General features: G+C 73.8%; 26 protein-coding genes and 1 pseudogene. 9 read left to right on the forward strand and 18 right to left on the reverse strand.

Going from position 1 to position 24,807, the window contains the following annotated elements:
- Nucleotides 1-43: 43 nt before the first annotated feature.
- Nucleotides 44-430: a response regulator transcription factor gene (locus Drose_RS20665; RefSeq protein WP_260722932.1), complete on the forward strand. Its 387-nt coding sequence runs from the start codon at nucleotides 44-46 to the stop codon at nucleotides 428-430.
- A gap of 87 nt (nucleotides 431-517) precedes the next feature.
- On the opposite strand, the gene Drose_RS20670 is transcribed toward Drose_RS20665, so the two are convergent.
- Nucleotides 518-1,120 (reverse strand): C40 family peptidase, encoded by a 603-nt coding sequence (locus tag Drose_RS20670; protein WP_260722933.1) that lies wholly within the window; start codon nucleotides 1,118-1,120, stop codon nucleotides 518-520.
- Nucleotides 1,121-1,376: 256 nt separating this feature from the next.
- Between Drose_RS20670 and Drose_RS20675 the strand changes: the two genes are divergently transcribed.
- Entirely contained in the window at nucleotides 1,377-2,531 is a 1,155-nt protein-coding gene (locus Drose_RS20675) for a trans-sulfuration enzyme family protein (RefSeq protein WP_260722934.1), read from the forward strand.
- A 177-nt stretch (nucleotides 2,532-2,708) separates the two neighbouring features.
- A complete protein-coding gene (locus Drose_RS20680; protein ID WP_260722935.1) occupies nucleotides 2,709-3,482 on the forward strand; it encodes an alpha/beta hydrolase in 774 nt (257 codons plus the stop codon).
- 11 nt (nucleotides 3,483-3,493) lie between these two features.
- Here Drose_RS20680 and Drose_RS20685 read toward each other — a convergent pair whose 3' ends face one another.
- The 5 genes from Drose_RS20685 to Drose_RS20705 are packed head-to-tail and all read right to left on the reverse strand — an operon-like array spanning nucleotide 3,494 to nucleotide 6,926.
- The gene (locus tag Drose_RS20685) at nucleotides 3,494-3,736 is read right to left on the reverse strand and encodes a 4Fe-4S dicluster domain-containing protein (protein ID WP_260722936.1); all 243 of its coding nucleotides are present in this window, start codon (nucleotides 3,734-3,736) and stop codon (nucleotides 3,494-3,496) included.
- Nucleotides 3,733-4,443 carry a GntR family transcriptional regulator gene (locus tag Drose_RS20690; protein WP_260722937.1) on the reverse strand — a complete coding sequence of 237 codons (711 nt, stop codon included), beginning with the start codon at nucleotides 4,441-4,443 and terminating at the stop codon, nucleotides 3,733-3,735. The genes Drose_RS20685 and Drose_RS20690 overlap by 4 nt, the downstream gene beginning before the upstream one ends.
- A gap of 22 nt (nucleotides 4,444-4,465) precedes the next feature.
- Complete coding sequence (locus Drose_RS20695; protein WP_260722938.1) at nucleotides 4,466-5,236, reverse strand: thiamine pyrophosphate-dependent enzyme; 771 nt, start codon at nucleotides 5,234-5,236, stop codon at nucleotides 4,466-4,468.
- The gene (locus tag Drose_RS20700) at nucleotides 5,233-6,294 is read right to left on the reverse strand and encodes a hypothetical protein (protein WP_260722939.1); all 1,062 of its coding nucleotides are present in this window, start codon (nucleotides 6,292-6,294) and stop codon (nucleotides 5,233-5,235) included. The genes Drose_RS20695 and Drose_RS20700 overlap by 4 nt, the downstream gene beginning before the upstream one ends.
- Nucleotides 6,291-6,926 carry a 2-oxoacid:acceptor oxidoreductase family protein gene (locus tag Drose_RS20705; RefSeq protein ID WP_260722940.1) on the reverse strand — a complete coding sequence of 212 codons (636 nt, stop codon included), beginning with the start codon at nucleotides 6,924-6,926 and terminating at the stop codon, nucleotides 6,291-6,293. The genes Drose_RS20700 and Drose_RS20705 overlap by 4 nt, the downstream gene beginning before the upstream one ends.
- Before the next feature lie 82 nt (nucleotides 6,927-7,008).
- Here Drose_RS20705 and Drose_RS20710 point away from each other — a divergent pair, with 82 nt between their 5' ends.
- Together Drose_RS20710 and Drose_RS20715 are read left to right on the forward strand one after the other, a co-directional pair.
- A complete protein-coding gene (locus tag Drose_RS20710) occupies nucleotides 7,009-8,145 on the forward strand; it encodes a zinc-dependent alcohol dehydrogenase (RefSeq protein WP_260722941.1) in 1,137 nt (378 codons plus the stop codon).
- Nucleotides 8,142-9,599 (forward strand): class I adenylate-forming enzyme family protein, encoded by a 1,458-nt coding sequence (locus tag Drose_RS20715; protein WP_260722942.1) that lies wholly within the window; start codon nucleotides 8,142-8,144, stop codon nucleotides 9,597-9,599. Before Drose_RS20710 ends, Drose_RS20715 begins: the two co-directional genes overlap by 4 nt.
- Before the next feature lie 127 nt (nucleotides 9,600-9,726).
- On the opposite strand, the gene Drose_RS20720 is transcribed toward Drose_RS20715, so the two are convergent.
- On the reverse strand, nucleotides 9,727-11,328 hold the full coding sequence (locus tag Drose_RS20720) for a class I adenylate-forming enzyme family protein (RefSeq protein ID WP_260722943.1): 1,602 nt from the start codon (nucleotides 11,326-11,328) through the stop codon (nucleotides 9,727-9,729).
- Between the two features lie 94 nt (nucleotides 11,329-11,422).
- On the opposite strand from Drose_RS20720, the gene Drose_RS20725 reads away from it, so the two are divergent.
- On the forward strand, nucleotides 11,423-12,034 hold the full coding sequence (locus Drose_RS20725) for a thioesterase family protein (protein ID WP_260722944.1): 612 nt from the start codon (nucleotides 11,423-11,425) through the stop codon (nucleotides 12,032-12,034).
- Here Drose_RS20725 and Drose_RS20730 read toward each other — a convergent pair.
- The 5 genes and pseudogenes from Drose_RS20730 to Drose_RS20750 all read right to left on the reverse strand — a co-directional run.
- On the reverse strand, nucleotides 12,009-13,547 hold the full coding sequence (locus Drose_RS20730) for a class I adenylate-forming enzyme family protein (protein ID WP_260722945.1): 1,539 nt from the start codon (nucleotides 13,545-13,547) through the stop codon (nucleotides 12,009-12,011). The two genes, Drose_RS20725 and Drose_RS20730, sit on opposite strands and share 26 nt — an antisense overlap.
- Nucleotides 13,540-14,277, reverse strand: coding sequence for an SDR family NAD(P)-dependent oxidoreductase (locus Drose_RS20735; protein ID WP_260722946.1), 738 nt, complete (start codon nucleotides 14,275-14,277; stop codon nucleotides 13,540-13,542). Before Drose_RS20735 ends, Drose_RS20730 begins: the two co-directional genes overlap by 8 nt.
- The gene (locus Drose_RS20740; RefSeq protein ID WP_260722947.1) at nucleotides 14,277-15,122 is read right to left on the reverse strand and encodes an enoyl-CoA hydratase; all 846 of its coding nucleotides are present in this window, start codon (nucleotides 15,120-15,122) and stop codon (nucleotides 14,277-14,279) included. The genes Drose_RS20735 and Drose_RS20740 overlap by 1 nt, the downstream gene beginning before the upstream one ends.
- A gap of 83 nt (nucleotides 15,123-15,205) precedes the next feature.
- Nucleotides 15,206-15,823 (reverse strand): transferase hexapeptide repeat family protein, encoded by a 618-nt coding sequence (locus Drose_RS20745; RefSeq protein ID WP_260722948.1) that lies wholly within the window; start codon nucleotides 15,821-15,823, stop codon nucleotides 15,206-15,208.
- A 538-nt stretch (nucleotides 15,824-16,361) separates the two neighbouring features.
- Nucleotides 16,362-17,165: pseudogene (locus Drose_RS20750) on the reverse strand (CoA transferase subunit A); the annotation flags it as partial.
- A gap of 157 nt (nucleotides 17,166-17,322) precedes the next feature.
- On the opposite strand from Drose_RS20750, the gene Drose_RS20755 reads away from it, so the two are divergent.
- Nucleotides 17,323-17,910 carry a TetR/AcrR family transcriptional regulator gene (locus Drose_RS20755; protein WP_260722949.1) on the forward strand — a complete coding sequence of 196 codons (588 nt, stop codon included), beginning with the start codon at nucleotides 17,323-17,325 and terminating at the stop codon, nucleotides 17,908-17,910.
- Nucleotides 17,911-18,129: 219 nt separating this feature from the next.
- Here Drose_RS20755 and Drose_RS20760 read toward each other — a convergent pair whose 3' ends face one another.
- The 4 genes from Drose_RS20760 to Drose_RS20775 all read right to left on the reverse strand — a co-directional run bounded on the left by Drose_RS20760 (nucleotide 18,130) and on the right by Drose_RS20775 (nucleotide 21,448).
- Nucleotides 18,130-18,657 (reverse strand): DinB family protein, encoded by a 528-nt coding sequence (locus tag Drose_RS20760; RefSeq protein WP_260722950.1) that lies wholly within the window; start codon nucleotides 18,655-18,657, stop codon nucleotides 18,130-18,132.
- A 76-nt stretch (nucleotides 18,658-18,733) separates the two neighbouring features.
- Nucleotides 18,734-19,594 (reverse strand): SDR family NAD(P)-dependent oxidoreductase, encoded by an 861-nt coding sequence (locus Drose_RS20765; protein ID WP_260722951.1) that lies wholly within the window; start codon nucleotides 19,592-19,594, stop codon nucleotides 18,734-18,736.
- Nucleotides 19,591-20,784 (reverse strand): acetyl-CoA C-acetyltransferase, encoded by a 1,194-nt coding sequence (locus tag Drose_RS20770; RefSeq protein ID WP_260722952.1) that lies wholly within the window; start codon nucleotides 20,782-20,784, stop codon nucleotides 19,591-19,593. Before Drose_RS20770 ends, Drose_RS20765 begins: the two co-directional genes overlap by 4 nt.
- A 13-nt stretch (nucleotides 20,785-20,797) precedes the next feature.
- Complete coding sequence (locus Drose_RS20775) at nucleotides 20,798-21,448, reverse strand: SDR family NAD(P)-dependent oxidoreductase (protein ID WP_260722953.1); 651 nt, start codon at nucleotides 21,446-21,448, stop codon at nucleotides 20,798-20,800.
- A gap of 141 nt (nucleotides 21,449-21,589) precedes the next feature.
- On the opposite strand from Drose_RS20775, the gene Drose_RS20780 reads away from it, so the two are divergent.
- Nucleotides 21,590-22,741, forward strand: coding sequence for an acetyl-CoA C-acetyltransferase (locus tag Drose_RS20780; RefSeq protein ID WP_260729770.1), 1,152 nt, complete (start codon nucleotides 21,590-21,592; stop codon nucleotides 22,739-22,741).
- 105 nt (nucleotides 22,742-22,846) lie between these two features.
- Here Drose_RS20780 and Drose_RS20785 read toward each other — a convergent pair whose 3' ends face one another.
- Both Drose_RS20785 and Drose_RS20790 read right to left on the reverse strand, forming a co-directional pair.
- Entirely contained in the window at nucleotides 22,847-23,449 is a 603-nt protein-coding gene (locus tag Drose_RS20785) for a DUF3558 family protein (protein WP_260722954.1), read from the reverse strand.
- Between the two features lie 128 nt (nucleotides 23,450-23,577).
- The gene (locus tag Drose_RS20790; protein WP_260722955.1) at nucleotides 23,578-23,829 is read right to left on the reverse strand and encodes a hypothetical protein; all 252 of its coding nucleotides are present in this window, start codon (nucleotides 23,827-23,829) and stop codon (nucleotides 23,578-23,580) included.
- Nucleotides 23,830-24,057: 228 nt separating this feature from the next.
- Here Drose_RS20790 and Drose_RS20795 point away from each other — a divergent pair, with 228 nt between their 5' ends.
- Nucleotides 24,058-24,807 (forward strand): SDR family NAD(P)-dependent oxidoreductase, encoded by a 750-nt coding sequence (locus tag Drose_RS20795; RefSeq protein ID WP_260722956.1) that lies wholly within the window; start codon nucleotides 24,058-24,060, stop codon nucleotides 24,805-24,807.

Below are 24,807 nucleotides of genomic sequence, written 5' to 3' on the forward strand. Positions count from 1 at the left end.
GGTTTTGTTCATATACTCGGATCGGACCACAAGGGGGCGGGCGATGTCGACGGTGCTGGTGGCCGAGGATGATCTGGCCATCCGTGATCTCCTGACGTTCCTGCTCGACTCCTCCGGGCACCAGGTCATCGCGTGCGCCGACGGCGGCACCGCGCTGGCGACGGCCCGCCGGGAGCACCCGGACCTCGCGATCCTGGACGTGAGCATGCCGGGGATCAACGGGATCGAGGTGTGCCGGGCGCTGCGCGAGACCGCGGACACCGAGCTCATGCCGGTGCTGATCCTGACCTCGCACGGCCAGTGGCTCGACGTGAGCACGGGCTTCGACGCCGGCGCCGACGACTACCTGGTGAAGCCGTTCGAGCCGAGCGTCCTGCTGGAGCGCATCGAGACGCTGCTGGAGCAGGCGGGCGCCGAGCCCACGGACTGACGCCGGGTGCGGAACCGCCGCCGCGCCGGACCGGCCCCGGGAAGCCCGACCACGGCCCGGGTCGACCGCGCGGGTGCCGGAGTGGCCTCAGACCTCGGTCAGGTGGACGTACGCGACGACCTGCTCGTCGCGCATCAGCGGCTGGCGGCGCACCGTCACCCCGGTGTGCCCGGCGTTGATGATCTCGCCGTCGCCGACGTAGAGCACCACGTGGCCGCCGTTGTTGGTGAACACGAGGTCGCCGGGCCGGAGCTGCTCACGGGTGACCCGCGTGCCGACCTTGATCTGGTCGTACGTGACCCGCGGCAGCCGTACCCCGGCGGCCTCCCAGGCCCGCATCACCAGGCCCGAGCAGTCGAACGTCTCCGGGCCGGCCGTCGCGAACCGGTAGGGCTTGCCGACCTGCGCCTCGGCGTACGCGATCGCCAGGGCCACCTTCCGCTCCCGCGTCGCCTCGGACAGGACCAGCGTCTGGCCGATCCGGATCAGGGTCGACGTACCGAGGTTGTTCAGGCGTTGCAGCTCGGCGACCGTGGTGCCGTTGCGGCGCGCGAGGCTCCACAGCGTGTCGCCGGACCGCACCACCACCGACTGCGGGCCGTCGGGCGGCGGGTCCGCGGCTGCGGCGGGCGCAGCCAGTACCACCGCGAACACCACGGCGAGGGGCACGGTCAGCCATCGACAGCTCATCCTGGCAACATAACGAACATTCTTCGCGTCATTCGCCGATCGGGCGAATCCGGGAGGGAAACCGCGCGCCGATCGCGCGGTGGACGACGGCGGACGGCGGGTTCACCCAGACCACCCAGACCACCCAGACCACCCGGGTCCGCTCGACGCGCGCCGGCGCGGTCGTGTTCGCCTACGAGAGCGGCCTGGCCCGGCCGGGCCACTGATCCGCCGTTGGCCGTCGCCCGGACCCGCGGCCCGCCCGGATACTGGCCCGATGGAACGCCCCAGCATGACCAGGCTGCTGCACCCGTCCGTCCCCGCGCAACCCGGCGGCACGCCCGTCGCCTCGCCGATCTTCCAGACCAGCACGTACGAGCTGCCCCGCTCCCCCGTCGCCGCCGAGATCGCCGCGGCCGTGGCGCCGACCGGCTACTACACCCGGTACGGCTCGCCGAACGCCCGGGAGGCCGAGGTGATGCTCGCCGACCTGGACGGTGCCGAGGCCGCCCTCCTCGTCGGCAGCGGGATGGCCGCGATCAGCGCGGCGCTGCTGTCCAACGTGCGGGCCGGCACCGAGGTGGTGGCCCAGACCAGCCACTACACCGCGGCGCTGACGCTGCTGCGGACCGTGCTGCCCTCGTACGGCGTGGACGTGCTGCTGGTGCCGCAGGAGTCGATCGCCGACGCCGTCAGCCCGTCGACGGGCGTCGTCTACGTGGAGACGCCGAGCAACCCGACCATGGCGCTGACCGACCTCGCCGCGGTGCGTGCCGCCGCCCCGCACGCGATCGTCGTCGCCGACAACACGTTCGCCACGCCGTACAACACCCGCCCCATCGACTTCGGCGTCGACCTGGTGGTGCAGTCGGCGACGAAGTACCTCAACGGCCACAGCGACGTCACGGCCGGCGTCGTCACCGGATCGGCGGACCTGGTCGCCCGGGCCTGGGAGACCGCGCGGGTCCTCGGCCCGGTGTGCCACCCCTTCGAGGCGTGGCTGCTGGCCCGGGGCCTGCGCACGTTCCCGCTACGGATGGCGCGGCACAACACGTCCGGCCTCGCGGTCGCCCGGTTCCTGGCCGGCCACCCGGCGGTCGACGCGGTGCACTATCCGGGGCTGGCGACGCACCCGCAGCACGACCTGGCGCGGCGCCAGATGGCCGGGCACGGTGGGATGCTGAGCTTCACGGTGGGGTCGGCGGAGGCGGCGGCCCGGGTCCTGGGCTCGACGAAGCTGGCCCGCAACGCGGTGAGCCTCGGCGGCACCGAAACGCTCATCACCCACCCGGCGTCGCTCGTCTTCGCCCACCAGAGCCCCGCGGAACTCGCCGCGTCGGGCGTCGACCCGGCCCTGCTGCGGCTGTCGGTGGGCCTGGAGGAGCCGGAGGACATCATCGCCGACCTGGACCAGTCCCTGTCCACGCTCTGACGGCTCAGCGGCGGTGGGACGCGAGGATCCCGCGGAGGAACTCCCGGCTGTACGTCGCCGACGATCGCGGTCACCGGGGTGCCCGGGCAGCAGCGCCAGCCGACGGGCACGCCGTAGTCGTGGACGGATCCCGATTCGTGACGCAACCATGTCGATGCGTCGACGGTCCCCGTCTGTATGCGTAACCTTGCCGCCGTCCTCAGTCTGCTCCTCCTGGCCGGGTGTGCCGGTGATCCCGCGCCCGCGCCGGAGACGTCCACCGCACCCACCGCGGCCGCGGCGCCCAGCCCGACCGAACGCCGGTGCGCCGATCCGGAGCTCAACGACAAGCAAGTGACGTTCGCCGACACGAACGGGGTGTATCTCACCGGGTACGTGCTCGGCACCGGGCGGACCGCGCTGGTGCTCGCGGCGCAGGCCGCCGCCGACTCGTGCTCGTGGCTGTCATGGGCCAGGCAGCAGGCCGCCGCCGGCTACCGGGTCCTCGCGTTCGACTTCAACGGCGAGGGCCGCTCCCGGCGCGGCCCGGACTCGAAAGCCTCCGGCGACGTCGCCGCGGCGGCCGCGTTCGCCCGCGCGCAGGGCGCGACCGGCGTGGTGCTCATCGGCGCGTCGCGCGGCGGCACGGCCGTGCTGGTCGCCGCCGCCGGGCTGACCCCGCCGCCGACCGCGGTCGTGGGCCTCTCCCCCGCACCGAAGTACGCCGGGGAGAACGCCCTGGACGCGGTGCCCCGGCTGACGGCGCCGGTGCTGTACGTCGCGGCGACCGGCGACAGCGGCTTCCCGGCGGACGCCCGGGCGATGTACGACGCCACCCCGGGCGAGCGGCGCAAGCTGGCGCTCGTCCCGGGCCGCCTGCACGGGGCCGCGTTCCTGACGATCGCGGCCGAGGGCGCACCGGAGGCGGCCACGGCCCTCGACGCGTTCCTGAAGGCCAACGCCCCGGCCTGACCGGGTGACGCTCAGGTGGGCGTCGTGTAGCGGTAGACCGAGAAGACGAAGTCGGGGCAGACGAGCTGGCAGGCGGTGCAGCCGGTGCAGCCGTCGTGCAGCTCAGGGTAGCGGTAACCCTGCTCGTTGACCGCCGCCGACATCGACAGCACGTCGGGCGGGCAGGCGGGGATGCACAGCTCGCAGCCCTTGCACCGCTCGACGTCGATGACGAGCGTTCCCCGGGTGACACGGCCGCGCTCAGCTCCGGTCATGCGCCGTCTCCTTCCAGCACGCGTGCGACGTCCGTCCACTCGGGGGTCCGCGTGCCGGACGGCGGGAAGACACCCCTGCGGCGCAGGGCCAGGATCGCGTTGTCGGCGGTCAGGCGCAGGTGCGCCAGGGCGGCGGCACCGGCCGCCTCGACGTCGCCGTCGCGCAGGGCGACGTATTCGGCGTGCAGCGCGGCCCGCTCGTCGGGCAGGGCGTCGTCGATGGAGAAGCGGGCGGCGGCCGGCACGAGGCCGCTGAACGTGCGCAGCAGCGCCCGCAGATGGTTGCCGGCCCCGGCGACGTTGACCACCCGGCGGAACTCGCGCGCCAGGGCCTCGAACTCGCCGGGGTCGGCGCAGTCCGCGAGGGCCTCGTCGACCTTGCCGAGGGCCTCGGCGACGGCGGGATCCCGGCGGGCGGCGACGCGGCGGTTGGTGAGGGCGCTCAGCATCCCGTACAACTCGAAGGCCTCGCGCACGGTCGAGTCGTCGAACTCGGCGACGAACGCGCGCCGGTAGTGTGCCCGCTCGACCAGCCCGTCGCGCTCCAACTGGATCAGGCCCTCACGGACCGGGACCCGGCTGACACCGAGCTCGGCAGCGATCTCGTCGAGGTCGAGCCGCTGGCCGCTGCGCAGCCGGCCGGTGAACAGTTGCTGGAGGATGTGGGCGGCGACCGCCTCGCTGGTGTTGGCGCGTTCGAGCGTCATGCGACCTCCGCTCCGGAACCGGTCACGGCGTCACCAGCTCGCCGAGCGGGTAGGTCGCCTCCATCGTGTCGTGCTGGTACGTGGGGCCTTCGGCGGTCGGCACGAACCAGCCGGTCGGGCACATGGTGAGGATCTCCACCAGGCTGAACCCGCCGCCGGCGAGCTGTGTCTCGAACGCCCTGCGGATCATGCGCTTCGCCTGGAGCACCGAGGCCGCGTTCGACACGGCGCCCCGGGCCACGTATCCGACGCCGCGCAGCCCCGCCACCAGGTCGGCGACCGGGATCGGGTAGCCGTGCGCGGCCGGGTCGCGGCCCTCGACGCTGGTCTTCGTGCGCTGGCCCAGGACCGTCGTCGCGGTCTGCTGGCCGCCGGTGTCGCCGAAGACGCCGTTGTTGAGCATCACGCAGGTGATGTTCTCGCCGCGGGCGGCCGCGTGCAGCACCTCCTGGAGGCCCTCGTTGGCCATGTCGCCGTCGCCCTGGAGCGTGAACACCGCGACGCCCGGGCGCACGCGTTTGATGCCGGTGGCGCAGGCCGGCGCGCGGCCGTGCAGGCACTGGAGGACGTCGACGTCCATGATGCGCACGAAGCTGCCGTAGCAGCCGTGGCCGACGACGCCGATGGTCCGCTGCACGATGTCGAGCTCCTGCAAGACCTCCAGCAGGATCCGCAGGGCGACGGGCTCACCGCAGCCGGGGCACAGCGAGTGCTCGCCGAGGATGAGGTTGGGCCGGAAGTCGGCGACCTGCCGGGCGTCGCGCAGCGGCGGCTGGCTGGTGTCGATGGTCACGTCGCCTCCAGGATTCGTTGGCGGATCACGGGCGCGTCGAGCAGCGGGCCGTACGACAGGCCGGACTCGGCGATGCTGACACCGCCGATGAACCGCACGGCCCGCCGGTCGGCGGCGTGCATGCGGACGTCGTCGAGCATCTGCCCGGCGTTGAGCTCGAAGACCAGGACCCGCTTCGCGGTGCGGGTGGCCTCCTCCAAGGCGTCGCCGGGGAACGGCCACAGCGTCACCGGCCGGAACCAGCCGATGCGGCGCCCCTCGGCGCGCAGCTCGTCGACGACGTGCTCGACGAACTTCGCCGCGGAGCCGAACGCGACGACCACCGTCTCGGCGTCCGCCACGCCGGACTGCTCGTGGCGGGCCTCGAGGCCGGCGATCCGGTCGAACTTCTCGGCGACCGCCCGCCAGTGGCCGTCGGGGCCGGGGCCCGGGTCGGTGGCCTTGCCCATCGCCCAGGTCCACACCTGCCGGCTGCGGCCGGTGCCGCCGCCGGTCCCGTCCAGGGCCCAGTCCTTCGGCGGCAGCTCGCCGTGGTCGACCGGGTGGATGTCGACGCCGACGCGGGTCTGCGCGAGGAGCGGGTCACCGTAGAGCATCACGGGCGCCCGGTGCTTGTCGGCGAGGTGGAACAGCAACTGGGTGTGCTCGACCGCCTCCGGCACGTCCTTCGGCGCGAGCGTGATGGTGCGGTAGTCGCCCCAGCCGCCGCCACGGGTGGCCTGGAAGTAGTCCTGCTGGTTGCGGGCCAGGTTGAACACGACGAACGGCGTCTCGTTGAGCGCGGCCTCGGCGATCGCCTCCTGCATCAGGGCGATGCCCTGGCCGCACGAGCCGGTCGCGGCGCGGGCGCCGGCCGCGGCGGCGCCGAGCGCCATGTTGACGCCCTCGATCTCGCTCTCCGCGTTGAGGCACACCCCGCCGGCGGCCGGCATGCGCCGCGACATCTCCTCCAGCAGGCCGGTGAACGGCGACATCGGATAGCCGGCGAAGAACCGGCAGCCGGCGACGATCGCGGCCTCGGCGATGGCGGCGCTGCCCTCGAGCAGTTCGAGGTTCATCGGGCGGCCTCCGTGACGGCGGCGGCGCCGGCCCGCAGCGCGCGGACGTTCGCCTCGGCGTGCTGGCGGCGGTACGGCGGGAGCAACTCGGTCATCGCGTCCTCCAGCGACTGCGGCGCGACGGTCCGCGTGCCGGCGTTGTAGGCGCCCAGCAGGACGAACCCGGCGGCGTTCGGCGCCTGGGCCTCCTTCGCGGCACGCATGGCGTCGACGGTGACGATCCGCAGGTCATCGCGGAAGGCGCCGGGATCGACGAGGGGCACGTTGACCACGACGAGCGCTCCGGGCCGCAGCCGCTCCTCGACGTGCTCGGCGAACCGGTGGTGGGCGAAGATCGCGGATCCGGCGGACGGCAGGATCGGCAGGGCCCGCAGCGGCCGGTCCCCGACGACGACGGTGGCCTTCGACGGCCCGCCGCGCATCTCGCCGCCGTAGTCCGCGGCGAGCATCGCATATCGACCCTCCCGGGTGGCGGCGAGCGCCAGGGTCTTGGCGAGCAGTTGGATGCCCTGCCCGCCGATCCCGGTGACCATCAGCTCCCGTTCACCGGCGGCCGGGCCCGGCCGCTGACGGTCTTGCGGTGCGGACCCGCTGCCCGGGCGGGCGTCCCGCACGGTGGGCTCGTCCTCCATGCGGCCTCCCTTGACGTGGTTTGAATATTCAATACAAAATCTGATTCCACCGTCAAGAGAGCGACCGAGGGGAGATCGCGGGATGCGGGCGCTCGTCATGCGTGGCTTCGGCGACCTGGCCGTCGAGGAGGTGCCCGACCCCGTGCCGGGGCCGGGCGAAGTGGTGATCGACGTGGCCTGCGTGCAGCCGAGCGTCACCGAGTGCATGCTCATCGCGGGTGCGCCGGTCGCCATGCACACGGTGCTCGCCGCCCGCCTCGCCGAGGGCCCGACCCGGTTCGGCGGCCACGAGTTCGCGGGCGTGATCCGCGACGTCGGCCCGCCCGGTGAGGGCCACGCCCCGCCGGGCGGCGGGCCGCGGCCCGGGGACCGGGTCACCGCCGTCGAGACGGCGGCGTGCGGCCGGTGCGCCGCGTGCCGGCGGGACCGGCCCGACGCCTGCCCCCGGCCCCAGGTGCTCGGGTTCAGCACGCCCGGGGCGTTCGCCGAGCGGGTGGTCGTGCCCGCGAAGACCGTCGTCACCGTGCCGGACGGGGTCAGCGCCTCGGAGGCGGCCGCCGTGCAGCCGCTCGCCGGGGCCGTCCACGGGCACGCGCTCGCCGGCGTGCGGCCGGGTGAGACCGTCCTGGTCCTCGGCGCCGGTGTCATGGGCCTCCTGCACACGCAGGTCGCCCGGCGCGGCGGGGCCGGGCTCGTCGTCGTGACCGGGCGGAGCGCCGCGAAGCGCGACCTCGCCCGGCGGGCCGGGGCCGACCTGGTGCTCGACGCCGCCGACGACGTCGAGGCCGCCGTCCGCGACGCCACCGACGGCATCGGCGCCGACGTGGTCTTCGAGACCGCCGGCGGCGCGCCGGACGCCGGCCTGGCCGGGACGTCCACCCTCGACCTCGCCGCCCGCTGCGTCCGCCGGGGCGGGCGCATCGTCATGGTGGCGGTCCTGCCCGAGCACGCGCCCGCCCCGCTCGGCCTCCTCCGGGAGCGCTCGGCCGCGCTGCTGCATCCGCGGTCCGGCGCGGGCGGCTACGCACCGGGCAGCGGCGCCTTCGAGCACGCGCTGCGGCTCGTGCGCCGCGGTGATGTCGACGTCGCCGGGCTGGTCACGCACCGGCTCGGCGGGATCGACGCGCTGCCGAAGGCGCTGGAGATCACGCGGGACAAGGCGGCGCACGGCGCGCTCGGCCCCGCCCAGGTGGACCTGTTCGACTGGGAGCACCAATGAGCCTGTTGATCGGCGACATCGTGACCCTGGCGGCGTTGACCGCACCCCACGGGCTCGCGGCGACCCTCGGCACCGAGCAGATGACGTTCCACGAGCTGGACGAGGCCGCGGACCGCACCGCCAACGCGCTCATCGGGCTCGGCGTCGGCGCCGGGGACACCGTCCTGTGGTGTGCCACCCCGACGCTGCGGGCGCTGGACGTGTTCGTGGCGTGCGCGCGGGTCGGCGCGGTGTTCGCGCCGGTGAACCCGGGACTGCCGATGGCGGAGCGGGACCGCGTGCGGTCCTACGTGGACCCCGGGCTGGTGGTGTCCGACGCGGACTTCACCGAGCCGTGCCTGCGCCCGGCGGACCTCGCGGGCGGCGCGCCGGGCTTCGCGCGGCGGGCGCTGGACGACGGTGATCCGCACATCCTGTACCTCACCAGCGGCAGCACCGGCCGGCCGAAGGGCGCGCTGGTGAGCCACCGGGCAAGCTGGCTGCGGGCAGCACCGGGCGGCGGCACGTTCACCACGGGCCTGCGCGGGCACGGCGGCGTGGTGTGCACGTTCCCGCTGTACCACTACGGCGGCTGGCACTACGTGATGGAGGCCTGGCAGCATCGGGCCGCCGTGCACCTGGTCCGCCGGGCCGACGCCGCCGACATGATCGACGTCGTCCAGCGGCGCCGCCCGTCGGCGCTGTACTGCATCCCGGCGGTCTGGGAGCGCCTGCTGGACCGCGAGCACCGCCACGCCGACCTGCGGTCGCTGCTGCACGCCGACACCGGCACGTCGAGCGTCGCCCCCGACCTGGTGGAGCGGATCAAGGCCCGGCTGCCCGGGACGACGACCACGATCCTCTACGGTTCCACGGAGGCCGGCCGCATGGCGGCCCTGCACGACTGGGACCTGGCCCGAAAGCCCGGCAGCGTCGGCCGCGCCGCGCCGCCCAACGCGCTGTGGGTCGCCGAGGACGGCGAGGTCTGCGTGCGCGGCCCGGCGGTCATGTCGGGCTATCTCGGGGCGGCGCCCCTGGCGGGCGAGTACCGCTCCGGCGACCTCGGCCAACTGGACGACGAGGGATACCTGTACCTGACGGGCCGCACGCGTGAGGTGATCCGCACCGGCGGGGAGTCGGTGGGCCCGGCCGAGGTCGAGCACGCGCTGCGCGACCTGCCGGGCGTGCTCGACGTGGCGGTCGTCGGGGTGCCGGATCCGGGGTGGGGCGAGGTGGTGTGCGCCGTTCTCGTGCTGCCGGACGGCTCGCCGGTCCCGTCGGTGGCGGAGGTACGGTCGCATGTGGCCGGCCGGCTGGCGTCGTTCCAGGTGCCGCGGCTGGTGACGACGGCGGGGTCGATCCCGCGCACCCCGGCCACCGGCCAGATCCAGCGCACGCGCCTGCGCGAGGAGGTGCTGGCGGCCTTCGCGGACCCGGCGCCGAAGGAGGCCGCCGGTCGCGGTCGACCCTCGTAGGGCGGGGCGACGGCCCCGGCCCCAGCGGGCGCGACCCTGGCCCCGGTGCTGCGGGCCGTCGGCGACCAGGGCGCCGCCCGGGACGCCCGGCCTGCCGGTCCCGTGGGGCGGCACGGCGGCAGCCGGGTCAGCGCAGGAGCTTGCGGAGCTCCGCCTTGGCGATCTTCCCGCCCGACCCGCGGGGCAGGTCGGCGACGAACTCCAGGCGCTCCGGCCAGTTCTCCCGCGAGACGCCGCGGGCGTCGAGGTGGGAGCGCAGCTCGTCCAGGGTCAGTGCGGCGCCGTCGCGGAGGACCACGAACGCGCACACGCGCTCACCGAACGTCGGGTCCGGCACGGCCACCGCCGCCACCATCGCCACCGACGGGTGCGAACCCACCTGGTCCTCCACCGCGGCGGCGCTGATGTTCTTGCCGCCGCGGATGATGAAGTCCGACTTGCGGTCGACGACCCGCAGGTAGCCGGCGGCGTCGATCGTGCAGATGTCGCCGGTGAGCATCCGGCCGTCGGGGGTGAACAGGGCCTCGTTCGCGGCCGGGTCGGCGAAGTAGCCGAGGCACGTCGCGGGGCCGGCACACGCCGCCTGCCCGGGGCCGCCGGCCGCGGTCACGTCGGTGCCGTCCTCGGCGAACAGCCGCACCTCCATCGCGTCGATGACCCGACCGGCGGTGCGCAGCCGCTGGTCCTCGGTGTCGCGGACCGAGGTGCGCGACAGCGCGCCGGTCTCGTTGGAGCCGAAGAACTGCAGCACCTTCGCGCCGGTGCGCCGCTCGAACTCGCTGGCCCGCTCGAACGGCACCGCCTCGCCGCCGGTGAACATGCACCGCAGCGACGACAGGTCCACCTCGGTGACCAGCGGCGAGTTCAGCATCATGATGAACTGGGTGCTGACGCAGCACACGACGGTGACCCGCTCGCGTTCGATGAGCCGCAGCGCCTCGTCGGCGGTGAAGCGGGGCATCACCACGGTCGGCGCGCCGAGGATCGTCGGGGTGAAGTTGGCCGTCCACTGCGCGAAGCCGTAGGGCGCCGGGATCAGCGTCAGGAAGACGTCGTCGGCGCGCAGGTCGCCGCAGTCGACGGCGAGCCGGTGGTAGTAGAACCAGCGGTTCTGGTTGTGCACGACGCACTTCGGCATGCCGGTGGTGCCCGACGTCGAGTTCAGCAGGTGGATCTCGCCGAGGCCGAGCTCGGCGCGGCCGGGCACCGGCTCGGACGCCGACCCGAACGGCTCCGTGAGCACCAGGTGGGTGGTGATGCCGAGGCCCTCGACGATGGCCTCGACCGGTTCGCCGCGGTGGTCGGCGAGGCTCACGAGCGCGGTCGCGCCGCCGACGGTGAGCAGGTGGCGCACCTCGACCCGGCCGGCGCGCGGCCCGATCGCGACGACGACCACGCCCGCCTTCATCGCCGCGAGATAGACGACGTGGACCGCGACGCCGTCGGGCAGCAGGACGCCGACGCGGGCGCCGCGCGGCAGGCCGGCGTCGGCGAGCCGGTGCGCGAACCAGGTCGACCAGTCATCGAACTCCGCCCAGGTCATGCGGTCTCCGGCGGCCACGAACGCGATCCCGTCGGGCTGCGTGGCCGCGTGCCGGCGCACGACGTCGGGGAGCGTCTCGGTGCCCCACCGGCCGACCTCGCCGAGCCGGTCGGCGACGTACCGCTCGTGGACGCTGCCGGCCTGCGGGGCCGTGCCGGGCGGAAAGAAGGCTGCCAGGTCGAGCACGAGACCACCTTTCGGCCGGAGATCTACCAACCAAGCGCTTGGTTGTGTCATTCTGTTCCCGGCCGTTCGATGGTGTCAAGGCGGGAGCGGAGCCGTGGACGACGTGTGGAAGGCGCCGATCGGCGCCGAGGTGGCAGTGGCGGTACCGACCGAGGGCGCCCACGTGGAGCAGGTGACCTGGCACGGCGACGACGACGCCCGCGGGGACCTGACGGTCGTCGTCGCGCGGCGCACCGCTGACGTGGTCACCCTGCGGCTGCGGCGGGGCGAGCGGCTGGTCGCCGACATCCGGCTGCGCCGCGGCGAGGCCCGGACCGGCCGGCCGCACGGCCTGCTGCGCGCCGATGTCGGCCCCGGCGCGACCTGCGAAAGGCTGTTCCCGGTCACCGCCGAGGCCACCACGGACCACGTGTCGGGCGCCGAGCCGGTGCTGAGCACGCCGTCGCTCATCGCCTTCATGGAGGACACCGCCGCCGACGTGCTGCGCCCGCACTTCGGACCCGCCACGGAGTCGCTGGGCACCTGGATCGGCATCCGGCACACCGGCCCCGCCCGGGTGGGGCAGGAGGTGGCGGTGACCGCCGTGCTCGCCGACGTGCGCGGCCGGCGGTACCTCTTCGACGTCGAGGCCACCGTGGACGGGCGCCCGGTCGGCGACGGCCAGGTGGCGCAGACGCTGATCAGCCTTCCGGGACGCTCGGCGTAGCGAACCGCCGGGCCGCGTCCGCGCGGAGCGACGCCTTGTCGACCTTCCCGCCGGTGCTGATGGGCAGCCGGTCCAGCGGCACGAGGTACTCGGGCCAGTTCTGCTTCGACACCCCGGCGGCGTCGAGGTGCTCCCGCAGCGCGTCGAGGGTGAGCGGCGCCCGGGTCACCACGTAGGCGCAGGCCCGCTCCCCCAACACCGGATCCGGGGCGGCGACGACCGCGACCTGCGCCACCGAGGGGTGGCTGCCGACCGCCTCCTCCACCACGAGGGCGCTGACGTTGTGCCCGCCGCGGATGATGAAGTCGGCGACCCGTCCGGTGACGGACAGGTAGCCGTCGTCGTCGAGCCGGGCCAGGTCGCCGGTGAGGAGCCAGCCGTCGGGGCGGAACAGGGCCGCGTTCGCGGCGGCGTCGTCGAGGTAGCCGGGCGTGCAGCCGGGCCCCTTCACCGCCACCTGACCGCGCTCCCCCACCAGGCGCACGTTCATGGCGGGGACCGGACGGCCCGCGGTGCCCAGCCGGCGTGCCCGCGGATCATCCACGGTGGTCACCGAGATCGGGCCGGACTCGTTAGAGCCGTAGAACTGCAGCACCGCGCAGCCGGTGCGCTCCTCGAAGTCGGCGGCCCGCGACAGCGGCACCCGTTCGCCGCCGGTGAACAGCACCCGCAGCGACGACAGGTCCGCGGCGGCGAACTCCGGCGCGTTGAGCAGCATGATGAACTGGGCGGTCACCGCACACAGCACGGTGACCCGGTGCTCCTCGATGAGCCGCAGCGTCTCGGCCGGGTCGAACTCGGCGGTGAGGACGGTCGGGTAGCCGTACATCGCGGGCACGACGTGGGCGCTCCACAGCCCGAAGCCGTACGGCGCGGGCAGCACGCTGGCGAACACCTCGTCGGGGCCGAACCGCCCCGCGGCGTGGGCGAGCGGGCCGAAGTACTTGCGGATGTTCATCGTCTGCCGCACGCACTTCGGCACCCCGGTCGTGCCGGAGGTCGAGTTGAGAAAGAACAGGTCGTCGGGGCCGAGCCCGCGCGGCTGCTCCGGCCCGGCCGGGGGCAGCGCGTCGAGGTCGAGCAGCACGTGCCGCCGGGCGCCGCACTGCCGCGCGATCGCGGCGCCGGAGCGTCCACGGTGGACGTCCCGGGTGGCCAGGGCCGCGGCGCCGGTCGCGCGCAGCAGATGGGTGACCTCGGCGTCGCCGGCCCGCGGGCCGATCCCGACCGTGACGAGGCCGGCCTTCTGCGCGGCGAGGTAGGCGATGTGGGTGAGCGCCCCGCCGGTGAGCAGCACGGCGAGCCGGTCGCCCGGCACGAGGCCGCTGCCCGCGTAGGACCGGGCCAGCCGCGACGACAGGTCGTCGTACTCGCCCCAGGTGAACGTGCCCTCCGGCGCCACGAACGCGACCCGGTCGCGGTCCTGGCGGGCCACCAGGTCGGCGATCGTGTCGGCGGTCCAGGCGCCGTCGGCGTAGTAGCGATCAATGGTCCGCTGGGGGAACTCAGACACCGGAACCTCCGTCGATGCGCAGCACGGCTCCCGTGGCGAACCGGGCCTCCGCGGAGCCGAGATACGCGATGGCCGCCGCGACCTCCGCCGGGTCGGCGACGGGCGGGTCCACGAGCGCCCGCCCGTGTTCGAGCAGCCGCGGATCCGGATCCGGTACCGGCCGCAGCGCCGCCTTCAGCGGCGTGTCCACGGAGCCGGGGCAGACGCACGCGACCCGCACCCCGGACGGCGCCAGTTCCACGGCGAGGGACCGGGTCAGCGCGACGACGCCGCCCTTCGCCGCCGAGTAGGCGGCGCTGTACCGCCAGCCGCGCACCCCGGCGAGCGAGGCCACGTTGACGATCGCGCCGCGGGCGGTGACGAGGTGCGGCAGGGAGGCCCGGCAGACGAGGAAGGTGCCGGTGAGGTTCACGGCGAGGATCCGGTCCCACTCGGCGAGCGTCACGTCGGCGGTGTGCGCGTACGAGGCGACGCCGGCCACGTTCGCGACCAGGTCGAGCCGCCCGCCCCAGGCCGCGACGCGGTCGACGGCGGCGCGCACCGCCTCCTCGTCGCGGACGTCGCAGCGCACGCCGAGCACCCCGTCGAACACCCCGCCGGTGTCGACCGGCGCGGTGTCGAGACCGGCGACGCGGGCGCCCTCCTCCAGCAGACGCAGGACGGTGGCCCGGCCGACGCCGGAGGCCGCGCCGGTCACCAGGGCGACGCGGCCACCGTACCGCTGCGGCATCAGCGTGCGCCGTCGCGCATGGACCGGGCGTCGTGGCCGGCGAGGGAGTCGGTGCCGGTCTCGGCGTTGTGGGCGTGTGCGACGTGGTGCAGCCCGAACACCGAGTCCATCCCGGCGCGCAGACCCATCAGGTCCTCGGCCTGGTTGACGGCCTTCTTGGCCAGCGCCAGGCCGAGGCGCGGCATCTGCGCGATCCGCCGGGCGACGTCCATCGTGGACGTCTCCAGCTCGTCGCGGGGCACGACCCGGTTCACCATGCCCAGCGCCAGGGCCCGCCGGGCGTCGACGCGCTCGCCGAGGAACAGGAACTCCTTGGCGAAGCGCGGACCCATGACCCACGGGTGGGCGAAGTACTCGACGCCGGGGATGCCCATCTTCACGACCGGGTCGGCGAAGAACGCGTCGTCGGCGGCGATGACGAGGTCGCAGCACCAGGCGAGCATCAGGCCGCCGGCGACGCAGGCGCCCTGGACCATGGCGATCGTCGGCTTCGGCAGCTCCCGCCAACGGCGGCACATCCCGAGGTACACCTCGGACTCGCGGGCGAAGCGGCTCTCCGCGCCGGGCTTGCCGACGTGGTCCCACCACAGCCCGGCCCGCCGCTCGAACGTGGTGTCGATGTCCCGGCCGGGAGTGCCGATGTCGTGGCCGGCGGAGAAGTGCTTGCCCGCGCCGGCGAGCACGACGACCTTGACGTCGTCGTCCTCGGCGGCGCGGTAGAACGCGTCGTCGAGCGCGTACGTCATCTTCGAGTTCTGGGCGTTGCGGTACTGCGGCCGGTGCATCGTCACGACGGCGACGGGACCGTCGGTGCGGTACAGGACGACCTCTTCCGCGTCGGTCATGGCGATGTCTCCTTCGGGTCGAGGGGTGTGGCGAGGTCGGGTCGAGGGATGTGGCCGTCACTCTACCAAGCGCTTGTTTTGGCTCATCGGAGCCGCGTGTTCCTCGCCTGGTCGAGCGGGACGGCGACGGACGCGGAGGTCGGCAGGATCGGGCGGTCCGGTTCGGCCTCCGGCAGCGGCGGCACCTCGTGCAGGGAGGTCAGGCACCGGGCCGCCAGCCGCTGGTACACCGTCGTGCCGTTGGCCTTCCAGGCCAGCTCCTGCGGCGTCAGGTCACGCACCACCCGGGCCGGCGCGCCGGCGACCAGCGTCCGCGACGGCACTACGAAGCCCGACCGGACGAACGAGTGCGCCGCCACGAAGGCGAACGCTCCCACCTGTACGTCGTCCATCACCACGGCGTTCATGCCGATGAGCACGCCGGGCTCGGTGACGCAGCCGTGCAGCACCGCGCCGTGGCCGACGTGGCCGTCGCGGCCGAGGACCGCCACGGTGCCCGGGAAGGTGTGGAACACACAGCCGTCCTGGAAGTTCGATCCCTCCTCCAGGACGATCCGGCCGAAGTCACCGCGCAGGCTGGCGAGGGGGCCGACGTAACAGTGCGGCCCGACGTGGACGTCGCCGATGAGGACGGCGGTCGGGTGGACGTACGCCGTCGGGTGCACGACCGGCACGACCCCGTCGATCGCGTAGGCCGGCATCAGCTCAGCCGCCGCGGCGTGTCGACGACCCCGGCAATGATGCGGTCGCGGAGCGGCGTCCGCGGCCCGCTCGGCCCGCTCAACCCGCCACCTCCCGGGATCTGACGTTCTGCGGGTCGATCACCTCGCGGATGAGCGTGAGCTCCTCGTCGGTCGGCAGCCGGGTCGTCGGGACCTCAGCCGGTACGACCAGGTCGAACGCCGTCGCGTCGGCCACCTCGTCGACCGTCACACCCGGATGCACCGACACGAGGCGCATCCGGTGGTCGTCGGTGTCGAAGTCGAACACCCCGAGGTTGCTGACGACCCGGCGCAGGTCGTGGAAGCGGCCCGCCTCCGGCACCGCCGCCGCTCGGTCGTAACCGACGCCGCTGACCATGTCGACGGCGGCCACGAACGAGCGCCGGCTGTGGCGCGGCACCCAGTAGCTGGTGGTGTGGCTGACGCTGTTGCCGGGCGCGCCGCGCACGCCGACCAGGGCGCGGGCCGGCCGGGCGAAGTCGCCGATCGCGGAGATGTTCGTGTTGCCGTAGCGGTCCTCGACATAACGCTCGTAGAAGTTCGCCCACGCCTGCGGGTCCCGGGCGGCCTCGACGTAGCCGCGCTGGAACGCCTCGTCGCGGCCGTAGTCCGGGTCGCAGGACGTGAAGTGGGCCCCGCCGGGCGCCTCGACCACCCCGTGGACCATCCAGCGCTGCAGCAGCAGCGACTGCACGGGCGCGTCGCGGGTCAGTTCCTCGGTCGGCACGATGCGCTCGCAGGAGACGTACGCCTGCTCCGCCGCCGTGCAGTACAGGTCGTCGAAGTACGGGTCGGGCCCGAGATACTGGGCGTTGCCGTGCTCGTCGGCCCGGTTGAGGTGGACGAGCGCGACGTCGAGGGGCAGCGCAGGCACGGCCAGCACCTCCTCGCCGCCGTAGGGCGAGACCACCGTTCGCAGCTCCGGGTTGACCCGCAGCACGTCGGAGCCGAGCCCGGCGCGGCTGGGCATGAAGGGCAGCCGGCAACTGGCGGCGTAGAGGCCCCAGCGCAGCATGCCCTCGTCATACTCGGTCACCTCGACCGCGCCCGCCTCCCGCGCCGCGCGAAAGTGCGGCTCGACGGGGATCGAGTCGAGGGACACGAAACCGTACACCAGCCGGCGCACCTTCTTGGCGGCCAGCAGCAGGCCGACGTCGGGCCCGCCGTAGCTGACCACGGTCAGATCTGTCAGGTCGGAGCGCAGGATCGCCCGGATCAGGGCCATCGGCTTGCGCCGTGAGCCCCAACCGCCGATCCCGATGGTCATGCCGGAGCGTAGCTGGGCCACGACCTCGTCTTCGGTCATCCGCTTGTTCGCCATCGCGCTTCCTCGCCGCCTTCTTGAGCCGCAGCACGGATCGCCCGCGACCGTACCAAGCGCTTGCTTGATTGCGCTACACTCGCGAAGGAGCCGTATCTCACGGCGCCGGCACACGTACACTCCTGGTGCCGACGACACATCGACAAGGAAGCACGGGATGGCGCGAGAGCCTGGGGATCGACGTGAGCGAATTCTCGCCAGCGCCGCGGCGCTGTTCGCCCGCAAGGGGGTGGCGGCGACCACTGTCCGCGAGATCGCCGACGAGGCCGGGATCCTGTCCGGCAGCCTGTACCACCACTTCGAGTCGAAGGAGGCGATGGTCGACGAGATCGTGACCTCCTATCTCGAGGACCTGCGCACGCGGTACAAGCGCGTCCTGGCCGGCGACACCGACCCGCGCACCCGGCTCCACGACCTGATCGTGGCGTCCCTCGAAGTCGTCGAGGCGCACCCGCATGCCACCGAGATCTACCAGAACGACGTCAACTATCTCACCCAGATCGAGCGGTTCGGATACCTCCGCAACGCCGGCAAGGAGGTCCAGTCGACCTGGCTCCAGGTGATCGAGGCGGGCATCACCCAGGGAGTCATCCGCGACGACCTCGACCCCAAGATCCTGTATCGCCTGATACGTGACGCGGTGTGGCTGTCGGTGCGCTGGTTCAAGCCCACGGCGGCCTACCCGATCACCCGCCTGGCCGAGGACTGCACGTCCCTGTTCCTCGACGGCCTGTCCCGCCCCTGACGGCGCGCGGAACCGAGCGCCAGCTTCATGATCGCGGCGCATTCGCGCAGCCGGGGGGCAAGGCCGCCGAGTTGAGCCCGGCAGCCCCTTGCCAAACCGAACAGGACCGACAATTCGGGCGCACGACCCGCCGCCATGCCGCTCGACCTCATGATCATGGGAAAGATGCGGCTGCCCCGACAGCCAGATCTTTCCCATGATCATGAAACGCCCCGGCCGTCACCGCCTCCGCCGTTCGAGCAGGCCGCGGAGGAATGCCGCCTGGCCCACGTGCTCCAGTCCCTCGACGAGCACGCCGACGAGGCGCTGCTGGACCGGCACGGTGTCGCCGAGGGTGGGGCTGGTCGCCAGCCGGGCCGGGTCGCCGGCCGGGGCCGCGTCGAGGTACGCCCGGAACCGCGTCACCACGGCCCAGTGGTAGGCGCCGACGACCGCCGGCTCCGGGCTGCGGAAGGCCGCCACCTGCTCGGGTGTGTGCCGGTAGCCGGTCTCGTCCGGATCCGCGGGCCGGCCGAACCGGACGTGCCACCCGTCGGTCACCCACAGTTGCGGCTGGCCGGACAGCTCGCTGATGGTGCGGTCGTGGCTGCGGGTGAGGTGCCACAGCAGCCAGCCGATCGAGTTGGTGCCCGGCTCGGCCACGGCGTCGAGCAGCTCCGGGTCCAGCCCGTCGAGCACCCCCCGCAGGTCGAGCTCGATCCGGTCCGCGAGATTCCGCACGAACGACTTCCAGGTCCGGTCCGCCATTCGATCAAGTCTGCCCGACCGGCCGGGAGGCGGCGCGGTCGGACGCGATCGAACGGCGGACCGGACCTGGCGCGGGTCAGGACCGGTGCAGGCCGACCGGGCTCAGCGGGCCCACCGCGCCGGCCTCGAACGCCGCGGCCACCGCGGAGACGGTCCACTGTGGATTGCGGGCGCCCGTGCCCTGGATGGTCGGGTGGGCCATCATCGACAGCTCCTCGCCGTCGACGCGGACCATCTGGCCGTGCAACGCCGCCGACGCGTCCGACAGCAGGTACACGACCGCGGGGGCGTTCTGCTCCGGCGGCTTGTTCAGGTTCTGGCTCTGCCTCGCCGTGCCGAGGTACTCCTCGAACGTCTCGGCCATCCTGGTGTGGGCGTTGGGGGACACGGCGTTGACCCGCACGCCGGTGCCGGCCAGGTCGGCGGCCCAGCAGTAGGTGAGCGACGCGACGCCGCCCTTGCTGGCGCCGTACGCGCCCATCGCGGCCGCGCCGGCATGGGTGCCGGAGGTGACGTTGACGATCGAGCCGCTGCCGCGCGGGAGCATCGCGCGGATGGCGTGCAGCCCGCAATACGCGGTGCCGAGCAGGTTGACCTCGATCGTGGTCCGGAAGTCGTCCGGGTCCTGCTCGGCGGGGTCGGCGAGGCGGAAGATGCCGGCGTTGTTGACCAGGCCGTCGATCGCACCGAACGCCTCGACGCAGCGGCCGACGATCTCGGCGGCGCCGTCCCAGGTGGCCACCGTGCCGACCGCCGTCTCGGCCCGGCCGCCGGCCGCGCGGATCCGGGCGGCGACCGCCTCGGCCTGGTCCGCGTCGACGTCGTTGACGACGACCGCGGCGCCCTCGGCGGCGGCCAGCTCGGCGTAGGCGGCGCCGAGACCCCGCCCGGCCCCGGTGACGACCACGGCCTTCCCCGACAGCACACCGGCGGTCATGAGAGACGCTCCAGGATCATCGCCATGCCCTGTCCGCCGGCCGTGCACATCGTCTCCAGGCCGACCTGGCGGTCCTTGTGCACCAGGCCGTTGAGCAGCGTCGTGGCGATCCGGGCGCCGGTCATCCCGAACGGGTGGCCGACCGCGATCGCGCCGCCGTGGACGTTGACCTTGTCCAGGTCGGCCCCGATCTGGCGGTACGCCGGGATCACCTGCGCGGCGAACGCCTCGTTGATCTCGACGAGGTCGATGTCCCCGATCGACATGCCGGCGTTGGCCAGGGCCCGCCGGGTCGCCTCGACCGGGCCGAGGCCCATGATCTCGGGGCTCAGTCCGGAGACGCCGGTGCTCACGATCCGGGCGAGCGGGGTCAGCCCGAGCTCGGCGGCGCGGGTGGAGCTCATCACGACGAGGGCCGCGGCGCCGTCGTTGAGCGGGCAGCAGTTGCCGGCGGTGACGGTACCGTCGGGGCGGAACGCGGGCTGGAGCGCGCTGATCTTCTCCAGGGTCACGCCCGGCCGGGGGCCGTCGTCGCGGCGCAGGACCGTGCCGTCGGGCAGCTCGACCGGCGTAATGTCGAGGTCCCAGAACCCGTCGGCCTGTGCCTTCTCCGCGTTGTTCTGGCTGCGCACGGCGAACTCGTCCTGCTCGCGGCGGCTGACGCCGCACAACTGGGCGACGTTCTCGGCGGTCTCACCCATCGCGACGTACACGTCGGGCAGCTCGCCGCGCTCGCGCGGGTCGGACCAGTGCGCCGAGGGCGTGAAGGTGGGCCAGCGCGGGTTCATCGTGTCCGGCATGCCGTCGGCCCGGCCGGCCGGGTAGTGCGAGACGACCTCGGCGCCGGCGGCGACGAAGGCGTGCCCCTCCCCCGCCTTGATCGCGTGGAAGGCCATGCGGATCGCCTGGAGCGAGGAGGCGCAGTAGCGGTTGACGGTGGTGCCGGGGACCGTGTCGAGGCCGAGGTGCATCGCGACCTGGCGGCCGAGGTTGTATCCCTGCTCGCCGGCCGGCTGGGCGCAGCCGAGGATGAGATCGTCGAGCGTGACGGGGTCGAGGGCGGGCACCTTGTCGAGGGCCTTGCGGACGATCTGCGCGGCGAGGTCGTCGGCGCGCACCCCGGCCAGCGAGCCCTTGTACGCGCGGCCGATCGGGGAGCGGACCGCGGAGACGATCACGGCATCCGGCATGGAAGACCTTCTTTCACTGGGACACGGTCCAGCCGCCGTCGACCGGGAGCAGCACCCCGTTGACGTACGCGGCGGCCGGCGAGAGCAGGAACAGCACGGCCGCGGCGACGTCCTCGGGACGGCCGGCGCGGCCCATCGGGTTGCGATCGAGGAGCGACCGGCCGAGCGGGGTGTCGCCGAAGCCGGCCATCCGCGGGGTGTCGACGAAGCCGGGCGCGACGGCGTTGACCCGCACCCGCGGCGCGATCCGCGTGGCGAGGTGGCGTGTGTAGCCGGCGATGGCGGCCTTGCCGGCGCAGTACCAGGCGGAGTCGGTGCCGACGAGGTTCCCGGCGACGGAGGCGACGTTGACGACCGCGGCACCGTCGGGGGGATCCGTGGCCAGCCACGCGGAGGTGACGAGTTCGACGGTTCCGACCGTACCGGCGACGCCGTCGGCGAACGGCAGGGCCGAGCTGCTGGCGGGGCCGGCGTTGTTGACGAGGTACCGCGCGGGGCCGACCTCGGCGAGCGCCGCCTCGACCGCCTCGCGGGAGCGGACGTCGACGATCATGCCGCCGGGGCTGAGGTCCCAGACCACGGCCCGCAGGCCCTGCTCGGTGGCGAGGCGGGCGATGGCGGCACCGATGCCGCTGGCCCCGCCGGTGACGATCACGGTGTCCATCAGCGGCTCCGGAGGGTGGTCTTGAGCACCTTGCCGCCGCCGCCGGCCCGTGCCGGATCCGGCAATCGCGCGGGCGGCCACGGTTCCATGCCGGACACCTTACCAACCAAGCGCTCGCTTGGTAAGGTGTCCGGCATGACCTTGTCCGATGCGTTCATCGTCGAAGCGGTCCGCACGCCGGTCGGCCGGCGGGGCGGCGGCCTCGCCGGCATCCACCCCGCGGACCTCGGCGCGCACGTGCTGACGGCGCTGCTGGAGCGTAGTGGCGTCGACCCGGCAGCGGTCGACGACGTCGTCTTCGGCTGCGTCGACACGATCGGCCCGCAGGCCGGCAACATCGCCCGCACCTCGTGGCTCGCCGCGGGCCTCCCCGAGCACGTCCCGGGCGTCACCGTCGACCGCCAATGCGGCTCTTCGCAGCAGGCCGTGCACTTCGCCGCGCAGGCGGTCCTGTCCGGCACCGCCGACCTCGTCGTCGCGGGTGGTGTGCAGAACATGAGCGCCATCCCGATCTCGTCGGCGATGCTGGCCGGCCGCGCGTACGGCTTCGACGACCCCTTCCGCGGCTCCGCCGGCTGGCAGGCCCGCTACGGCGACCAGGAGATCAGCCAGTTCCGAGCGGCCGAGCTCATCGCCGAGAAGTGGTCCCTGACCCGTTCCGAGATGGAGTCGTACGCGCTGAGCAGCCACCGCAAGGCCGCCGCCGCCGTCGACTCCGGGCGCTTCGCGCGCGAGATCGTCCCCGTCGGCGACCTGCGCGACGACGAAGGGCCGCGCCGCGACACCACGCTGGAGAAGATGGCCGGCCTGCCGACCCTCACCCCCGGCGGCGTGGTGACGGCGGCGCTGGCCAGCCAGATCTCCGACGCCGCCGCCGCGCTGCTGGTGGCCTCGCCGCGGGCGGTCGCCGAGCACGGCCTGCGCCCCCGCGCCCGGATCCACCACATCAGCGTCCGCGCCGACGACCCGGTGTTCATGCTCACCGGCCCGATCCCGGCCACCGCCCACGCGCTCGAACGGGCCGGGCTGACGATCGACGACATCGACCTCGTCGAGATCAACGAGGCGTTCGTGCCGGTCGTGCTCTCCTGGCAGCGCGAGACCGGCGCCGACCCGGCCCGGGTCAACGTCAACGGCGGCGCGGTCGCGCTCGGCCACCCGCTCGGCGCGACCGGGGCCCGGCTGATGACGACCCTGCTGCACGAACTGGAGGCGACCGGCGGGCGGTACGGTCTGCAGACGATGTGCGAGGGCGGGGGGACCGCGAATGTCACCATCGTCGAACGGCTCTGACGCCCGGCGGCGCGGTCCGCGGTCCGGCTGACCGAGGCCGGGCCCCAGGTGCTCGCCTGAGGTCGCTCGCCGGGGCCGTGCCGGCGCTCGGCGGTCCTGGCGGGCTCAGCGGGTGGCGGCGGTCAGCCGGGGCAGGACCTTGAGGGCGGTCTGGCGCTCGACGCCGAGGTTCGCGGCGTCCGAGGACTCCGAGGACGCGTAGACGTCGACGGCCAGGCCGTCCTCCCAGACGTACAGGTGGCCGGCCAGCGAGTACGCGGTGTCGCCGACGCCGCTCACCGGCTTCGACTCCTTGTTGCGCGTGTCGAAGCCGCCGCGGTCCTCGAAGATCACGCTCACGGTCAACTGGCCCTGGCTGAGTTGCCACTGGCAGTACCGCGAGGCCGGCGAGCCGCCGCCCTCGTCGGTCATGAGGGTGACCTGCTCGCCGGTGAGGCCGGTGACCTCGGCCTTCGACAGCAGGGTGCAGATGTCCGGCAGCGCGGCGGCCTTCCGCGACGCCGGGCCGGAGGCCTTGCCGCTGGTCCTGCCCGACGGCGACGCCTTGACGCCCGACGCCGACGGCCCGGCGGAGGCCGCGGACGAGGCGGGGGCGGCGGACGGCTGCGCCGACGTCCCGGACCCCGGCCGGTCGCACCCGGCCAGCGCGAGCGCGCCGAGCGCGACGGCGGTCAGGGCGGGAAGCTGCAAGCGGCTGCGACGCGACACGGTGTGCTCCTCGGGTGGTGTGAATCCGCTGGTACGACAACCGTGCGGCACGACCCCGCCCCGCCGTACGCCGGCCGGGAGACGTGGCACACATCCGGGACCTCGCGGCACCCGGGCCACCGGCCGGGTCACGGTTCACCGTCAGGTCCCGGCCGTCCGCGCGGCGCGGCCGGTGGCAGGCGGGCCGCCCGGACCAGGAGCCGGACGGCGCCGACCTCGGTGCCGTCGCTGCGGAGCCGGGTGCCGTGCACCGGCAGCCACGGCTCGCCGTCGAGGACGACCGCCTCGTCGTGCTCGACGCGCTCGACCCGCATCCGGACCGGCCCGGTGCCGTAGCGGTAGTCGTTCTCGGCGAGGAGCACCACGAGCCTGCATTCCATCAGCCGACGGTAGTCACGCGCTGACGCAGACCGTACCGGTTGATCGGACGCGGAATCCGCGCCCGATCCGCACGAACCTCGTCCCTACGGTCACCGCCGGGCGCCGTTCAAGCAACGACGTACCCCGTTCCGGTGTTCCGCCGCGAACGGCCGGGCTACCTGCATGACGCCGAGTTTCAGCTCCACGGCGACCATTCTACCAAGCAAGCGTTTGATAGACTCGTTGCCATGCCCTCGCGCGACTTCCTCCACCGGCCCGGCGCGGCACTGGTCACCGGCGCCACCGGCGGCATCGGCGCCGCGGTCGCCCGGCTGCTCGCCACCCGTGGCGCCACCGTGGTGCTCTCCTACCGCTCGTCGGCCGCCGCGGCCGAGAAGCTCGCCGCCGAGGTCGGCGGCACGGCGGTCCGGGCCGACCTCGCCGACCCGGACTCGTGCGCCGGGCTGCTGGCCGCGGCCGGCCCGATCCACACCCTGGTGCACGCCGCGGGGCCGCACGTTCCGATGCTGCACCTGAGCCGGGTCACCCCGGCGCGGTTCCACGAGCAGCTCACCCAGGACGTCGCCGCCTTCTTCAACGTCGTGTCCGCCGCGCTGCCCGCCCTGCGCGCGGCGCGGGGCAGCCTGGTCGCGGTCACGACCGCGGCGACCCGGCGGTTCCCGGTGCGCGACGGGTTGTCGGCGGCCCCGAAGGGTGCCGTCGAGGCCCTCGTCCGCGGCATCGCCGCCGAGGAGGGCCGCTTCGGCGTGCGGGCCAACTGCGTCGGTCCCGGCATGCTGACCGACGGCATGGCGACCCGCCTGATCGAGAGCGGCGACCTCGACGAGCGGGCACTGGAGGTGACCCGGTCGAACATCCCGCTGCGGACGTTCGGCACGGCCGAGGACATCGCCGAGGCGGTGTGCTTCCTCGCCAGCGACCGCGCGAAGTTCATCACCGGCCAGAAGCTCGACGTCGACGGGGGCTACACCGCCTGA

The sequence above is a fragment of the Dactylosporangium roseum genome (assembly GCF_025264685.1).
In the GTDB taxonomy this organism is placed as follows: Bacteria; Actinomycetota; Actinomycetes; order Mycobacteriales; family Micromonosporaceae; genus Dactylosporangium; species Dactylosporangium roseum.

Coding starts and splice junctions, on each gene's coding strand:
- Drose_RS20665 (WP_260722932.1), top strand. CDS start 44: ATGTCGACGGTGCTGGTGGCCGAGGATGATCTGGCCATCCGTGATCTC.
- Drose_RS20670 (WP_260722933.1), bottom strand. CDS start 1,120: ATGAGCTGTCGATGGCTGACCGTGCCCCTCGCCGTGGTGTTCGCGGTG.
- Drose_RS20675 (WP_260722934.1), top strand. CDS start 1,377: ATGGAACGCCCCAGCATGACCAGGCTGCTGCACCCGTCCGTCCCCGCG.
- Drose_RS20680 (WP_260722935.1), top strand. CDS start 2,709: ATGCGTAACCTTGCCGCCGTCCTCAGTCTGCTCCTCCTGGCCGGGTGT.
- Drose_RS20685 (WP_260722936.1), bottom strand. CDS start 3,736: ATGACCGGAGCTGAGCGCGGCCGTGTCACCCGGGGAACGCTCGTCATC.
- Drose_RS20690 (WP_260722937.1), bottom strand. CDS start 4,443: ATGACGCTCGAACGCGCCAACACCAGCGAGGCGGTCGCCGCCCACATC.
- Drose_RS20700 (WP_260722939.1), bottom strand. CDS start 6,294: ATGAACCTCGAACTGCTCGAGGGCAGCGCCGCCATCGCCGAGGCCGCG.
- Drose_RS20705 (WP_260722940.1), bottom strand. CDS start 6,926: ATGGAGGACGAGCCCACCGTGCGGGACGCCCGCCCGGGCAGCGGGTCC.
- Drose_RS20710 (WP_260722941.1), top strand. CDS start 7,009: ATGCGGGCGCTCGTCATGCGTGGCTTCGGCGACCTGGCCGTCGAGGAG.
- Drose_RS20715 (WP_260722942.1), top strand. CDS start 8,142: ATGAGCCTGTTGATCGGCGACATCGTGACCCTGGCGGCGTTGACCGCA.
- Drose_RS20735 (WP_260722946.1), bottom strand. CDS start 14,277: ATGCCGCAGCGGTACGGTGGCCGCGTCGCCCTGGTGACCGGCGCGGCC.
- Drose_RS20740 (WP_260722947.1), bottom strand. CDS start 15,122: ATGACCGACGCGGAAGAGGTCGTCCTGTACCGCACCGACGGTCCCGTC.
- Drose_RS20745 (WP_260722948.1), bottom strand. CDS start 15,823: ATGCCGGCCTACGCGATCGACGGGGTCGTGCCGGTCGTGCACCCGACG.
- Drose_RS20755 (WP_260722949.1), top strand. CDS start 17,323: ATGGCGCGAGAGCCTGGGGATCGACGTGAGCGAATTCTCGCCAGCGCC.
- Drose_RS20760 (WP_260722950.1), bottom strand. CDS start 18,657: ATGGCGGACCGGACCTGGAAGTCGTTCGTGCGGAATCTCGCGGACCGG.
- Drose_RS20765 (WP_260722951.1), bottom strand. CDS start 19,594: ATGACCGCCGGTGTGCTGTCGGGGAAGGCCGTGGTCGTCACCGGGGCC.
- Drose_RS20770 (WP_260722952.1), bottom strand. CDS start 20,784: ATGCCGGATGCCGTGATCGTCTCCGCGGTCCGCTCCCCGATCGGCCGC.
- Drose_RS20775 (WP_260722953.1), bottom strand. CDS start 21,448: ATGGACACCGTGATCGTCACCGGCGGGGCCAGCGGCATCGGTGCCGCC.
- Drose_RS20790 (WP_260722955.1), bottom strand. CDS start 23,829: ATGGAATGCAGGCTCGTGGTGCTCCTCGCCGAGAACGACTACCGCTAC.
- Drose_RS20795 (WP_260722956.1), top strand. CDS start 24,058: ATGCCCTCGCGCGACTTCCTCCACCGGCCCGGCGCGGCACTGGTCACC.